Source organism: Pseudomonas sp. MRSN 12121, assembly GCF_000931465.1.
GTDB lineage: Bacteria > Pseudomonadota > Gammaproteobacteria > Pseudomonadales > Pseudomonadaceae > Aquipseudomonas.
On the sequence record NZ_CP010892.1, the window covers coordinates 4,965,025 to 4,979,259 of the forward strand.

A 14,235-nucleotide genomic window follows, 5' to 3' on the forward strand; every position below is an offset into this window, starting at 1 on the left:
CAAAAACAGCGATATACCAATCAAGTTTATCGATTACTTCCGTAATACAACCTTCGACGCTTGCGGCTCCAGTGATTCCCGCTCTCGATCAAACGCCAAATAGTATTTGTTGACGCTATTAACATAGCTGACGGCGCCCATCCCGACCTGCTCCATGGCGATGCGCTCTACCTGGAAGAACCACTGATTGGGGTTCAGCCCCCGTCGCCGGGCCTCGGTACGCATCCCCTGCACGCGCTCGGGGCCCATGTTGTAGGCCGCCAGGACAAACGCCATGCGCTCGCGCTCATTGAGCTTGGGACTGGCAAAGAACTTGCGCCGGATCAACGCCAGGTACTTGGCCCCCGCCAGTACATTGTTATCCAGGCTCTGAACATTGTTGACGCCGACCCGCTGGCCCGCCGACGGGGTGATCTGCATCAGGCCGGTCGGGCCACTGCCGCTCCTGGCATTAGGTTGCAGCGATGACTCCTTGAAGGCCAGGGCCGCCAGGTTCAGCCAATCCATCCCCTGTGCGGTAGCGTGCTTCTGCAATACCGGACGCAGCTTTTCCAGACGCTGGCGATCGGCGCGAGTCAGCGGGTTATGAACCTGGTACAGGCGCCGATAAATGCGCAGGAAAGCGACATCCTGGTCCGCAGGCGCCTTGTAGACCTTGAGGAAACGATCGATGCTCGCTCGCAGCATCGAGGCATCCCGCCGCACGAACCAGTGCTCCTCGCCTGGCTCGCTGATGACCAGTTGCCGGTCGAAACGCAGCTTGGGCAGGATCTTGCCCCAGCGCTCGGCAATGGGCTTTTCGACAATAGTCAGGTGAAATATTCCGCCCTGGACCATTTCCAGGACATCTTCGACCGCCAGGCTCGGGTCGACCCACTCGACCTTGACCGGCGCCAGCTTATGCAGTGCCAGCTTCTGATTGATCTGACTCACGGCGTCCCCGGCAGCACTGCCGGTGGTCAATGCCAGGGTCTTGCCGGAAAGCTGCTCGACGCGGGTGTAACGGCGCTCGCCCTTGATGCCCACCAGTAGCAATGGCACGTTGCTGGCGACCGGTTCACTGGCGCTTACGGCCTGCCCCGGCAGCGCGTCCAGCAATTCTCCTGGCGCGACCAGATCGCCCTCGCCTCGTTGCAGGGCACCGAGGAGCTGGTCCTTGGCTTTGGGAATGATCTTGAGGCTGATTTCCTGGCCATCACGGGCATGGCCGTTGAGGTACTGCTCAAAGGCGCGCAAGCGATGGTATTCGACGCCGATGGCCTGCCCCTGGACTTCCCCTGAACTGTTGCGGCTCTGGTTGACCAGGACCCGCAGGACCCGACTGCTGCGAATTTCCGCCAGGTCGCGGACCTTGCCCGTGACGGTCGCTTCCGGAGGGCCAGCCAAGCGCGCTACTGCCGGCAGCGGCAGCAGCAACGACAAGCACAACGCTAGCAAAACCGAGGGTCGCGTCATCCGCTCTCCGGGAAGAATACTGTCCGAACTCACGCAAACGAGCGAGAAATCGGGCGACAGAAACAGAGCGCCTAGAGCGCTGACAAGATGCGAAAGACTGGCACAACCCCGGCTGGCAAACCAACTGCAGTTGTTCTTCCGGCATCAAGAGACAGCTTCAACTCGTTGTAGTTCTTGGCTTTTCTTATAAATCTACAGCTCTGATATGCTTTCCGGCCGCAGGCGGAGATAGCACCATGCAACTCATCGATATCGGCGTCAACCTGACCAACCCGAGTTTCGCCGAAAAACATCGCGCCGTCCTGGACCGTGCCTATGCCGCCGGCGTGTGCCAATTGGTACTCACCGGCACCCATATCGAGGACAGTGAACAGGCGCTCGAACTGTCTCGGCAACTGGACGCAAGCGGTCGCCACCTGTTCTCTACCGCCGGTATCCATCCGCATTGCGCCAGCGACTGGAACAGCGCCAGCGCCCAGCGTTTGCGCGACCTGCTCAAGGAGACCAGCGTCAAGGCCGTGGGCGAATGCGGACTGGACTTCAACCGGGACTTCTCCCCCCGCCCGCAGCAAGAAAAAGTGCTGGAAGAACATCTGGCCCTGGCCGTCGAACTGCAACTGCCGGTGTTTCTCCACGAGCGCGATGCCAGCCAGCGCCTGCTGGAAATAGTCCGTGAGTTTCGTGACCGTTTACCCGCCGCCGTGGTGCATTGTTTCACCGGTGAACAGCGCGCGCTGTTCAGCTATCTGGACCTGGACCTGCACATCGGTATCACCGGATGGATCTGCGACGAACGCCGCGGCACTCACTTGCACCCGCTGGTAAAGGAAATCCCCCGCGGCCGCCTGATGCTCGAAAGCGATGCGCCGTATTTATTGCCGCGCAGCCTGCGCCCCAAGCCGAAGAATGGTCGCAACGAACCGGCCTACCTGACGGAAGTGCTGCGTGAAGTGGCCCTGCATCGAAGCGAAAGCCAGGAAGACCTGGCTACCCACACCACAGCCACCGCCCGCGCCTTTTTCGACTTGCCCGATATTGCTTGATGCACATCAAGATTCGGCCCTCTGCATGGCGGCACAATAATGGCACCTTGCCAATACTGTTCCGCTTAATCAGAGAAGACCTTCCATGGGTGCCTGGCTCAGCAATATCTCACTGAAGTACAAGTTCTGGGCGGTCAATGCTGTCGCCTTCGTCACTACCCTGCTACTGGTTCTGTACGCCGTCCAACTGGAACAGCAAGCCCGTAGCCAAGCCGCACAAAATACCGCCCGGGCCCAGGCAGATCTGCTCGCCGCATGGCCCACGGGGCAGGCGCTGCCCAACGCCGGGCCTCTCTTGAGCTTTGCCGCCGGACAGATCCCCAGCCTTGACCAACGCCCGTTGCCGGAGCTTAGCCATGCCACGGGCTGGGTAGCACTCAATGAAATGCCCCTGTTTGGCGACAACCCGCTGATCGGCGCACATGTGCTGTCTCGACCCGAGGGCCAGCAACTGGCGGTGCTTGCCCACGCCCCGAGCCTGAGCCAGGTCTTCAGCGAACGCTTCCGCCAATATGCGGTGGCCGTATTCATCCTGATGCTGGCCATGCTCGGCGCTTCGCAACTGCTGATCCGCTTTCTGCTCAGCCAGTTGAACACCCTCAAGGATGTGATGCTGCATGTGGAAAAGACCGGTGATCTTTCGGCGCGCGTGCCGCTGTCGTGCACCGATGAGGTCGGCCAGATGGCCGGTGCCTTCAACGCCATGCAGGCCGGCTATCAGCGCGTGGTCAACACGGTCGCCAATACCGCCCGGCAGCTGGATATCGGCGCCGCTCGCCTGGCTTCGAGCATGAACGATGTACGTCACGGCATGCTGGGCCAGCAAAGCGAAACCGACCAGGCCGCAACCGCGATCAACGAAATGTCCGCCACTGTCTATCACATCGCCCAGCACGCCGGCGCGACCCGGGACCGCTCCCAGGCCGCCGACACACTCGCCGGCAGCGGCCAGGAGGTGGTGAGCCGCGTGCAGAAGTCGATCTCCGGACTCTCTACCGGCGTGCAGCAGACCGCGGAGATGATCCAGCGCCTGGCCGAGGACAGCCAGAAGATCAATGGTGTGGTCAATGTGATCCATAGCATCGCCGAGCAGACCAACCTGCTGGCGCTCAATGCCGCGATCGAAGCGGCACGGGCTGGCGAGATGGGGCGCGGGTTCGCCGTGGTCGCCGACGAGGTCCGCAACCTGGCCAAGCGGGTCCAGACCTCCACGGATGAAATCACCCGGATGGTCGCAGCCTTGCAGGCCGGTACCCGCGACGCGGTGGATTTCATGCAGGAAAGCTCGTTCAAGGCCGACGACTGTGTGCAACAGGCTCAGGAAGCCGGCGCAGCCCTGGCGGAAATCACCGCCGCCGTGGCGCAGATGCGTGAGAGCAATACGCAGATCGCCGTGGCGGCCGAGCAGCAGAGCCAGGTGGCGGAAGAAATGAATCGGGCGGTGGTGAGCATCCGCGACGTCACGGAAAATACCGTGCAGCAGACCGTCGACTCCGCCACTACCAGCAACGAACTGGCGACCCTGGCCGGAGAGTTGAGCAAGGCGATCGGCCAACTCAAGCTCTGAGCCCCCAGAGCGCCTATTGCCCTGATAGCCAGCCTTGATTCGCCTGGGCAGCACCCGCGACCTATCCTTGGTTCATCGGTTTTTCACGAATCAAGGATTATCGTCATGGGTAAACGTCACCCTAACCTCCCCGCCTGGCAATGGCGCTCCTACCCGCACAACCATCGCAACCCAACCAATCTGGTGCTGCACCTGATCGCCGTGCCGTTGTTCATCGTCGGCTTTCTGTTGCTGGTGTCGGGGGTATTCGGGTTGAGCTTCACCAACGTCGCCATCGGCGTGGTCGGCCTGCTCGCCGCGCTGGGCCTGCAGCGTCACGGCCACAGCCTGGAAGCCCAGGCCGCCGAGCCGTTCACCGATCGAAAGGATGCCGTCCAGCGTCTGTTGGTAGAACAATTCGTGACCTTCCCGCGCTTCGTCCTCAGCGGCGCCTGGTGGCGTGCCTGGCGCGAGCGCCATCGGCATTGAGAAGGTCTCAGCCGAAGATGGTCACCGTCTGGCGGCTCAGGGCGATCAGTCCGCCGTCCGCACTCCAGAGTGCCGCGGCCGCGTGCCCGTAACCATCACGGGCATGCTCGATGTTCACCCGGTACTTGCACCAGTCCAGGGTGCTCAGCGCGAGTAGCGGTTGCACGAACTCGATGGTCCAGGTCAGGGTGCTGCCAGGGGCCGGGCTGGTCAGGTGCGGCAACAGCGCCGGAGGCCAGGCATCCACCAGGGCCAGGATATGCGACTCGGTCACCGGCTCCTCTTTCACATCGCCGCGCAGGCGCACCCAGCCGCCCATGTCCCGCGACTTGTTGCCGGTGAACGGCATGCCGCCAATGGCCCAGCGCATCGCCAGATGACGCATGAACTCCGGCATCACGCCCTTGACGTACGGCAGCTCGGGGCATTCATCCCAGTGCTGCATGACCGGGGCTTGCTCGGCAACGACACTCACCTGGGAAGGACGAGAGGCACCGAAACTGCCCTGGACCAGCGTCACCACCTGACCGTCCTGCACGGCGCGCCCCAGGACCTGGCTGACCGCCTTCCCTTCGCGCAGCACCTCGACTTCGAAGCGCACCGGTACATCGGGAGTCACCGGGCCGACAAAGGTGATGGCCAGGGAACGCACTGGCCGCTCGGCAGGGACTTTGGCGCGCATCGCTTCATATTGCAGAGCCGCTACCAATCCGCCGAAACTGGCACGCCCCTGCGCCCACTCGGCTGGAATCGACAGCTCCAACGGCTGGCTGCGCACAGCATCGAGCAAATCGGAAAAGCGCATGGAAACCTCTGATCGAAAGAAGGACTCGAGGATCTTAACCAGCGGCGCCCGAGCGTAAAGCACTTATTCCCGCCAAAACGGCTGGCAGATAAGCCGCCAGGCACCTTTCAGCCGCGGAAACAGGCCGCACTCAATTTATCGAGTACCCGATCGGCACGTGCTTCGGCCTTGTGCATGGTGCTGCGCCACACCGCCACACAAGGCAACAGATCGGCCTGGTGCTCTGCCTGGGCCAACCACTGCCAGCAATCGTGCCAGTCGCCCAAGGCGCCCTGCGCCGCCTTCAAGCGAGAGACTGCCTGGGGTGAAAGCGCCGCCAGTTCGGGATAGGCCTCGGCGGCATACCGCACGCGCTTGATCAGCAAGCGCAAGCGGTGCCGGTCATGGGCCGGGTCATGCAGGGCCTCATCCAGCGCCTGCCACTGTTTGCCCAGGCGTTTTTCGATGCGTTTGCGCAAGCCGCGCAACAGCCCTTCACGTTGTGCCGCCCGCAGGAAACGCGGAAAGGCGTCGAGCACCAGCAGCAACTGCTTGAGTTCGGCGCTGGCCGCCACGGCTCGATATTCGTCGGCCAAGCCCGCGGTACGGTGCTGCGCCGCCTGATGGTAATCGTGCTGATGCAGGTAGGCGGCCAGCACTTCGCGGTCACGCAATGGTGTCGTCAACTGCCCGACCGACGCCGCGACCGCCTCCAGCTGCTCGACGCCCGGCAATCCACGCAATGCCCGCAACAAGCTGCGCAAGCGGCGAACCGTGGTACGCAGATCGTGCAACGCCTCATCGTCGACCACGCCCTGCAAACGCGCCTGGCACGCCAGCAAGCGCACCTCCAGCCCCAACACCTGTGCCACCAACCGATCAACCAAGGCAGACATCATTGACCCCCGAAACGAACGGCCCGGCTCGCAGCACGAAGACTGCGACCGGGCCCTGGCATGACTGCAGGCATCGGTGCCTGCGAGACGAAAACTGAAGAGCGTCCTTCAGTCTAGCGGCAAACCGCGATCCGACGATCAGCGACCGGCACGCGACTCACGGATATAGAAACGGGCCTTTTCGGCCTTCCTGGTACAGCCCTCGAAGGCTTCGAACTGCTGCTGGGTCTTGGCTCCGGTCAGCAGGGACAGGGCCTTGGAGTAACTGACCGTGCCGGCAAAACCTTCCGCCTTGGCCAGGTCCAGTTCATGCCAGGCCGCATCCAGCTGCGTACCGCAGCTGTCGCGATAGGCGGTCTTGCCCGCGCAACCAGCCAGCACCAATGCAATCAACGGCAGACAGATCCAGGCTTTCATCAATGACACCTCAAGATAGGGAAAACAGTCGGGAACGATAAGAACAGTCGTAGCGGTAAGACGATCGGCGGCGCAAAAAGTGCCTTGGCCCGCCGATGGAAAATATAGCCGCGCGAGCATGATCCCATGTCGCAAGGCATTGGAAAAATCCCTTCGCGCCCGGTCCGGGCCGGCAGCCAGTCATTGAACCGAAACCCTCGATGGGTGCATTGTGGGAATCTGTCTGGCGAAGGGTCGAGTCATGAAGAAGCGTGTTGCACTGGTCCTGGGCTCTGGTGGCGCCCGGGGTTATGCCCATATCGGGGTGATCGAGGAAATCGAAAAGCGTGGCTACGAGATTGCCTGTATCGCGGGATGCTCCATGGGGGCGGTGGTCGGCGGCATCTACGCCGCCGGCAAGCTGGACGACTATCGCAGCTGGATCGAAAGCCTGGACTACCTGGACGTGCTGCGCCTGGTGGATGTCAGCTTTCGCCTGGGGGCGATACGCGGGGAGAAGGTGTTCGGCCAGATCCGCAAGATCGTCGGCGAAATCAATATCGAAGACCTGCGCATTCCCTATACCGCCGTCGCCACGGACCTGACCAACCAGCAGGAAATCTGGTTCCAGGAAGGCTGCCTGCATCAGGCCATGCGGGCATCGGCAGCGATCCCCAGCCTGTTCACGCCGGTCATGCAGGGCAATCGCATGCTGGTGGACGGCGGTCTGCTCAACCCGCTGCCGATCGTGCCGGTGGTTTCCAGCCACTGCGACCTGATCATCGCCGTCAACCTCAACTCCACCAACCAGCGCCGCTATCAGTTACCGGTGATCCAGCGCCCCGCCGCGTTCAAGAGCCGCTTCGACAGCCTGATCAACTCCCTGGGCTCGCATCTGCCCTTTCGCCGCAAGCAGGCCGAGCAATTGCTGCTGCTCGAACAGGAAGCGCTACGCAGCGAGGCCGCCGACGTCGGCACGCCCTGGATCGAGTCCGCCGAACCCGAGGCCCAGCAACCGGCCGCGGCCCCGGAAACCGACGGCGCGCCGAAGTCGGCCACTGGCTCGTTCATCATCGACAACGTCGGCCCCGCGTCCCTGCTGGACCTGATCAACCAGAGCTTCGAGGTGATGCAGACTTCGCTGGCGCAGTACAAGATCGCCGGCTACCCGCCGGACATCCTGATCAACGTACCGAAACGGGTATGCCGCTTCTTCGAGTTCTACAAGGCGCCGGAACTGATCGCACTGGGGCGTGAAATCGCCAGCGATACGCTGGACCGCTACGAGAACGACCTGAATTGAATCAACGCGGCCGCGAGCCCATCAGCTCTCGCCTTCCAGCAACCGGTATCCCACGCCGGCTTCGGTGACGATAAAACGCGGCCGGGTGGGATCGTCCGCCAGCTTCTGGCGCAGGTGCCCGACCACGATACGCAGGTAGTGACTGTCGTCGGTGTGGGTCGGGCCCCAGATATCCTTGAGCAACTGCTGCTGGGTGATGACCCGCCCAGGGTGTCGCGCCAGTTGCGCCAGCACCGCGTACTCCTTGCGCGTCAGCGCCACTTCGGTCCCGTCGAGCAAGACCCGGCGATACGCCAGGTCCACAGTCAGCGGGCCGAAACTCAAGGCCGCTTCCGGCGCCTCGCCGGCTGGCGCCTGGCGCAACAGGGCGCGAATCCGCGCCAGGAATTCCTGGATGCCGAAGGGCTTGGTCACGTAATCGTTGGCCCCGCCATCCAGCGCCTCGACCTTCTGCCCTTCACTGGCCCGCACCGACAACACCAGCACCGGCGCGCCCGACCATTCGCGAAACTCGCGCAGCACCTGCTGGCCGTCCATGTCCGGCAGGCCGAGGTCGAGCACCAGGAGGTCCGGCTTGTTCAATGCCGCCTGGGCCAGGCCTTCGTTGCCGGTCCCAGCTTCGAGCACTTTGTAGCCCTGGGACGCCAGGCTGATGCGCAGGAACTTGCGGATCTGCGGCTCGTCGTCGATGACCAGGATGGTTGCGGTCTGGCTCATGGTTTCAGTTCAAGGCAAATGAGTGGCGCAAGAGTAGCGCAGAGTGTCTCGAGATTCGTCAGGAACATGTGCGGCCCTCCTGGCCACGCTGGATTGATGTGGGCTGCCGGCATTCAGGCCTCGCCCTCAAGCTCGGGTTGCGCCTGCAGCGGCAGGCACAAGGTGATGCAAGTGCCACGCCCTTCGATGCCCTCGCCCACCGTGATACGCCCGCCGTGGGCGCCGACCATGCCCTGGCAGATCGCCAGCCCCAGGCCGGTGCCTTGCCCGCCGCGATCGCCGCGGGCAGCGGTGTAGAACATGTCGAAAATCCGCGGGCGGTCCTCTTCCGGAATCCCCGGCCCTTCGTCGCTCACCGCGAACAGCAGCTCGCTGTCGCGTGTACTGACCGTCAGGTGCAAACGCCCCTGGGCCGGCGAAAAGCGCGCGGCGTTTTCCAGGACATTGATCAACGCTTGTTCGATCAGTGCCGCATGCACATACAGCAGCGGCAGCTCGGCCGGCAGCTCGGTGCTGACCCGCAACGGCGCCAGCACCACCCGCAGGCGATTCAGGGCACTACCGACGATGTCGGCCGGCGCGACCCAATCCCGCGCCAGCTTCAGCGAGCCATGCCCGAGGCGGGTCATGTCCAGCAGATTCTGGATGTAGCGATCCAGGCGCTCGGCCTCGTCGCGCGTGCCTTCGAGCAGCTCGCGGCGGTCCTCCAGGGGAATCGCCTCCCCCAGCGCCAACAGGCTGTCGATGCTGCCACGCATCGAAGTCAGCGGTGTGCGCAGGTCGTGGGACACCGAGGCCAGCAACGCGCTGCGCAATTGCTCGGTTTCACCGTGCAGGCGCGCCGCCTCCAGGTCTTCGGCCAGTCGGGCCCGGGCCAGGGCCTGGGCCAGGGGTTGGCTCAGGGCGCTCAGCAGGCGACGCCGCTGGGCGTTCAGTTCCTCGCCCTCCTTCGGACACACCCCCAACAACCCCAGCGGGCCCTCGTCCACGGATAGCGGCCACCACCACCAGCGCCCGAACGGCAAGGTCCCGGTGCCCATGCCCGCCGGCTGGTCATGCTGCCAGGCCCAGTCGGCGGCAGCCCGCTCAGCTTCGGAAAACTGCAACGGCCCGCCCGTCTCGACGTTCCAGCCACCCTGCCCGTCGCGATTGACCAGGCACAATTGCAACTCCTTCCAGCCATTGAGGTGTTGGGCCGCCGCGCTGATCACCGCCTGCCGGTCGGTGGCCGCCGTCAGCTTGCGCGACAGGTCCAGCAATTCGCTGGTTTCTTCCTGGGTATCGCGCAGGGCCTGCAACTGCCGGCGCTGGCGTGCCGCCAGGTTACCGGTCAACGCCGCCATCAAGAGGAAGAACAACAGCGTCAGCACATCCTCTTCGCGCTGGATGGCAAAGGAAAAGTTCGGCGGGATGAACAGAAAGTCGTACGTCAGGAACGACAGGGCCGCACACACCAGCGCCGGCCCCAGGCTGCTGCGCACCGCCACCAGCAACACCGCGGCCAGGAACACCAGGGAGATGTTCGGTAACGCCAGCACGCTGGCGACCGCCCAAGACAATCCCGACGCCAGTACCGTCGCCAGCACCGCCAGCACGTAGTCGAACCACACCAGCGAACGCTCCGCCCGCAGGCGCGGCTGCCCGGGCTCATCCTCGCTGTCGAGGACGTTGATTTCCAGGCCTTCGGCATTGCGCAACAGGCGCGCCGCCAGCCCCCCGCCAAACAGCCGCCGGCGCAGGCGTTTGCGCGACTGCCCCACCAGCACCAGGCTGGCGCGGCGCTCGGCGGCATGCTGGATCAGGGTTTTCGCGACCTCGCCGGCCCGCAGCAGGACCACCTCGCCCCCCAGGCGCTCGGCCAGTTGCTGAGCGCTCTGCAGGCGCTGGCGCGATTGCTCGTCGGGCACCCGGCCGTCGTCCACGTGCACCAGGCTCCATGGCAAATGCCGCCGCCGGGCAACGTGGCTGGCGTGGCGCACCAGGCGTTCGGCCTGGGCATCGCCATCGACGCCCACCAGCAAGCGACCGCGCACCGCCGGCGCGGCCTGTCCGAGGCGGCGATAACCCTGGGCCAAATCATCGTCGACCTGGGCCGCCGCTGCCTGCATCGCCAGTTCGCGCAAGGCCGTGAGGTTGGTCTGGGTGAAGAATGCATCGATCGCCGCCCGGGCCTGTTCCGGCACGTACACCTTGCCTTCGCGCAGGCGCTCCAGCAGTTCCCGTGGCGGCAGGTCCACCAGCAGCAACTCGTAGGCCTCCTGCAGCACCCAGTCCGGCAGGGTTTCCCGGACCTGTACGCCGGTGATGCCGCGGACCTGGTCGTTGAGACTTTCCAGGTGCTGCACGTTGACCGTGGTAAAGACGTCGATCCCCGCCGCCAGCAACTCCTGAATATCCTGCCAACGCTTGGCGTGCCGGCTACCCGGGGCGTTGGTGTGGGCCAGTTCGTCCACCAGCACCAGCTTGGGCCTGGCCTTGAGCAGGCCGTCGAGATCCATCTCTTCGAGCATCACCCCGCGGTATTCGGAACGTACCAGCGGCTGTTGCGGCAGGCCGCCGAGCAAGGCTTCGGTTTCCGCCCGGCCATGGGTTTCCACCACGCCGGCCAGGACCTTCACCCCCTGGCGCAACTGCGTGTGCGCCGCCTGCAGCATGGCGTAGGTCTTGCCGACACCGGGAGCGGCGCCGAGGAAGACCTTGAGCCGGCCACGACCGTCATGGGGCAGGTCGGCTAAGAATGCGTCGGCACGCCCGGAATCACTCATGCATTTTTCTCTCTGAACTCAAACCATCGACCTACGGATGTTTAGCAGCTGGCTACAGGGCGAGCTTGTCCAACGCCATGTTCAAGGCCAGCACGTTGACCACCGGCGGGCCTATCAGGGGTTGCTCGATATGCGCATCGACCAGTTGCTGCAGGGTGGCGACCGGCAGGTTGCGCGCCGCTGCGACCCGCGCCAGTTGATAGTTAATCGCCGCCGGAGGCAAGTGCGGATCCAGGCCGCTGCCCGAAGTGGTCAGCAGCGCCAGCGGCACCGGCCCCTGTCCGGGCACCGCCAGCTTGCCAGCCTCCTCGATCACCCGCGCCGCCAGCGCCGGGTTGCTCGGCGCCAGGTTGCTGGCCGCGCTGGAGACCGTGGCGAATGCCCCGGCCGATGGCCGCGGATGAAACCAGGCATCGCCGGTGAAATCCTGGGCGATCAGGGCCGACCCACGGACCTTGCCCACGCCATCCTGGACCAGGCTGCCGTTGGCCTGCCGGGGAAAGGCCACCTGGGCCACGCCGGTGACCACCAGGGGATAGGCCACGCCGGTAATCAGGGTCATCAATACGATCAGGCTCAGGGCCGGACGCAATACAGTGGACATCATCAAATCCTCGATTCAGTTAACAAATCCACCTCATCTTCTGAAGGAGCGAACCGGCTGGCGCCAGGCCCTACGCGGAGCATCAGGCAGGACGCCTCGCGAGCAAGCTCGCTCCTACAGAAAGTCGGTTACACCAGGTGCAAGGCGCTCAGCAGCATGTCGATCAGCTTGATGCCCACGAACGGCACCAGGATCCCGCCCACGCCGTACACCAGCAGGTTGCGGCGCAGCAGGTGGGCCGCGCTGGCCGCCTGCACCCGTACGCCGCGCAGGGCCAGGGGAATCAGCACGACGATGATCAGCGCGTTGAACACGATCGCCGAGAGGATCGCGCTCTGCGGGCTGGTCAGTTGCATGACGTTGAGCACGCCCAGCTGTGGATAAATCGCCGCGAACAGCGCCGGCAGGATCGCGAAATACTTGGCGATATCGTTGGCGATGGAAAAGGTGATCAAGGCGCCACGGGTCACCAGCAATTCCTTGCCGATCTGCACCACGTCCAGCAGCTTGGTCGGGTCGCTGTCGAGGTCGACCATGTTCGCCGCCTCGCGCGCCGCCTGGGTGCCGTCGTTCATCGCCATGCCGACGTCGGCCTGGGCCAGCGCCGGCGCATCATTGGCACCGTCGCCGCACATCGCCACCAGGCGCCCGTCGTTCTGCTCGTGGCGAATACGCGCCAGCTTTTTCTCTGGCGTGGCTTCGGCCAGCACGTCATCCACCCCGGCCTCCGCCGCAATGGCGGCAGCGGTCAGCGGGTTGTCGCCGGTCACCATCACGGTGCGGATCCCCAGCTTGCGCAGCTCGGCGAAACGTTCGCGGATGCCGGGCTTGACCACGTCCTTGAGGTGAATGGCGCCCAGCAGCTTGCCCTCGGCGCAAACCAGCAACGGCGTGCCGCCGCTCTGGGCGATCTTGTCGATCTCCCGCGACAGCGCCGGTGCCAGTTCGCCGCGTTGCAGGCCGACGAAAGCCAGCACCGAATCCACCGCGCCCTTGCGATAGACCCGGCCTTGGTAGTCGACACCGGAGAGGCGGGTTTCGGCGCTGAACGGCACCGCGGTCAGCTCGTCGGCGCCCGGCTCGGGCTGTGGATAAAGCCCGCGCAGGTATTCGACGATGGACTTGCCCTCCGCCGTGTCGTCCGCCAGCGAAGCCAGCAGGGTCGCCTCGGCCATTTCCGGGCCGGTGACGCCAGGCGCCGCATGGATGGCCGCGCAACGACGGTTGCCGAAGGTGATGGTGCCGGTCTTGTCGAGCATCAGCACATGCACGTCCCCCGCCGCTTCCACGGCGCGACCGGACTTGGCGATCACGTTCAGACGCACCAGGCGGTCCATCCCGGCGATGCCGATGGCCGACAACAGGCCGCCGATGGTGGTCGGGATCAGGGTCACCAGCAGCGCGACCAGGAACACCAGCGGCAGGCTGCCGTTGGCGAAGTGGGCGAACGGCTGCAGGGTCACGACCACCATCAGGAAGATCAGGGTCAGGCCGATCAGCAGGATATCCAGGGCCACTTCGTTCGGGGTTTTCTGGCGCTTGGCGCCTTCCACCAGGGCGATCATCCGGTCGAGGGTCGATTCGCCGGGATTGCTGGTCACGCGCACCAGCAACCAGTCGGACACCAGGCGCGTATTGCCGGTCACGGCCGAGCGGTCGCCGCCGGATTCACGAATGACCGGGGCCGACTCACCGGTGATCGCCGCTTCGTTGACCGCCGCGATCCCTTCGATGACCTCGCCGTCGCCCGGGATCATCTCCCCGGCCTCGACCCGCACCACATCACCCTTGCGCAGATTGGCGGCGGGGATCACCTGGAAGCTGCCATCGGCCTTTTTCAGCCGCGCGCTCAAGCCTTCGCTGCCGGCCTTGAGGCTGTCGGCGCGGGCCTTGCCGCGACCTTCGGCCAAGGCCTCGGCGAAGTTGGCGAACAGCACGGTGAACCACAGCCAGAGCGCGATCTGCGCGGCAACGAAAGTCGGCACCGCGGTATCCGGCACCAGGCACAGCACGGTGGTGAGGATCGCGGTCAGCTCGACCACCAGCATCACCGGCGAGCGTTGCAACTGGCGCGGGTCGAGCTTGACGAACGCCTGGACCAGCGCCGGACGCCACAGAGCGCCGATCGAGGTTTTCTGTTGTTCGGCCGCGGCGTGCTTCGAGGCCTTGCTCTTGTCTGCCACGCTATCGGTTGCCACCTTCTTGGAGGCAGGAACGTGCATATTCATCATTAAGTC

12 protein-coding genes are annotated in these 14,235 nt (G+C 64.4%); 4 read left to right on the forward strand and 8 right to left on the reverse strand.

The genetic code is table 11. From position 1 onward, the window contains the following. Positions 1-33: 33 nt before the first annotated feature. Positions 34-1,455, reverse strand: coding sequence for a transglycosylase SLT domain-containing protein (locus TO66_RS22455; protein WP_044464327.1), 1,422 nt, complete (start codon positions 1,453-1,455; stop codon positions 34-36). A gap of 236 nt (positions 1,456-1,691) precedes the next feature. Between TO66_RS22455 and TO66_RS22460 the strand changes: the two genes are divergently transcribed. The 3 genes from TO66_RS22460 to TO66_RS22470 all read left to right on the forward strand — a co-directional run bounded on the left by TO66_RS22460 (position 1,692) and on the right by TO66_RS22470 (position 4,533). Continuing rightward, the gene (locus TO66_RS22460) at positions 1,692-2,498 is read left to right on the forward strand and encodes a TatD family hydrolase (protein ID WP_044464328.1); all 807 of its coding nucleotides are present in this window, start codon (positions 1,692-1,694) and stop codon (positions 2,496-2,498) included. Between the two features lie 85 nt (positions 2,499-2,583). Continuing rightward, entirely contained in the window at positions 2,584-4,065 is a 1,482-nt protein-coding gene (locus TO66_RS22465) for a methyl-accepting chemotaxis protein (RefSeq protein ID WP_044464329.1), read from the forward strand. 105 nt (positions 4,066-4,170) lie between these two features. Further along, positions 4,171-4,533, forward strand: coding sequence for an Mpo1-like protein (locus tag TO66_RS22470; RefSeq protein ID WP_044464330.1), 363 nt, complete (start codon positions 4,171-4,173; stop codon positions 4,531-4,533). Positions 4,534-4,540: 7 nt separating this feature from the next. Here TO66_RS22470 and TO66_RS22475 read toward each other — a convergent pair whose 3' ends face one another. The 3 genes from TO66_RS22475 to TO66_RS22485 all read right to left on the reverse strand — a co-directional run bounded on the left by TO66_RS22475 (position 4,541) and on the right by TO66_RS22485 (position 6,630). Beyond that, on the reverse strand, positions 4,541-5,338 hold the full coding sequence (locus TO66_RS22475) for an acyl-CoA thioesterase II (RefSeq protein WP_044464331.1): 798 nt from the start codon (positions 5,336-5,338) through the stop codon (positions 4,541-4,543). Between the two features lie 107 nt (positions 5,339-5,445). Continuing rightward, entirely contained in the window at positions 5,446-6,213 is a 768-nt protein-coding gene (locus TO66_RS22480) for a CHAD domain-containing protein (RefSeq protein ID WP_044466133.1), read from the reverse strand. Positions 6,214-6,351: 138 nt separating this feature from the next. Beyond that, positions 6,352-6,630, reverse strand: coding sequence for a hypothetical protein (locus tag TO66_RS22485; protein ID WP_044464332.1), 279 nt, complete (start codon positions 6,628-6,630; stop codon positions 6,352-6,354). Between the two features lie 241 nt (positions 6,631-6,871). Between TO66_RS22485 and TO66_RS22490 the strand changes: the two genes are divergently transcribed. Continuing rightward, positions 6,872-7,912, forward strand: coding sequence for a patatin-like phospholipase family protein (locus tag TO66_RS22490; RefSeq protein WP_044464333.1), 1,041 nt, complete (start codon positions 6,872-6,874; stop codon positions 7,910-7,912). A gap of 21 nt (positions 7,913-7,933) precedes the next feature. Here the strand turns inward: TO66_RS22490 and TO66_RS22495 are convergent, their stop codons facing one another. The 4 genes from TO66_RS22495 to kdpB form a co-directional block, all read right to left on the reverse strand. Continuing rightward, on the reverse strand, positions 7,934-8,629 hold the full coding sequence (locus TO66_RS22495) for a response regulator (protein ID WP_044464334.1): 696 nt from the start codon (positions 8,627-8,629) through the stop codon (positions 7,934-7,936). A 113-nt stretch (positions 8,630-8,742) separates the two neighbouring features. Then, positions 8,743-11,394, reverse strand: coding sequence for a sensor histidine kinase KdpD (locus TO66_RS22500; protein WP_044464335.1), 2,652 nt, complete (start codon positions 11,392-11,394; stop codon positions 8,743-8,745). A gap of 52 nt (positions 11,395-11,446) precedes the next feature. After that, entirely contained in the window at positions 11,447-11,998 is a 552-nt protein-coding gene (kdpC, locus tag TO66_RS22505; protein WP_044466134.1) for a potassium-transporting ATPase subunit KdpC, read from the reverse strand. A gap of 128 nt (positions 11,999-12,126) precedes the next feature. Further along, a complete protein-coding gene (gene kdpB, locus TO66_RS22510; protein ID WP_044466135.1) occupies positions 12,127-14,226 on the reverse strand; it encodes a potassium-transporting ATPase subunit KdpB in 2,100 nt (699 codons plus the stop codon). Positions 14,227-14,235 lie beyond the last annotated feature (9 nt).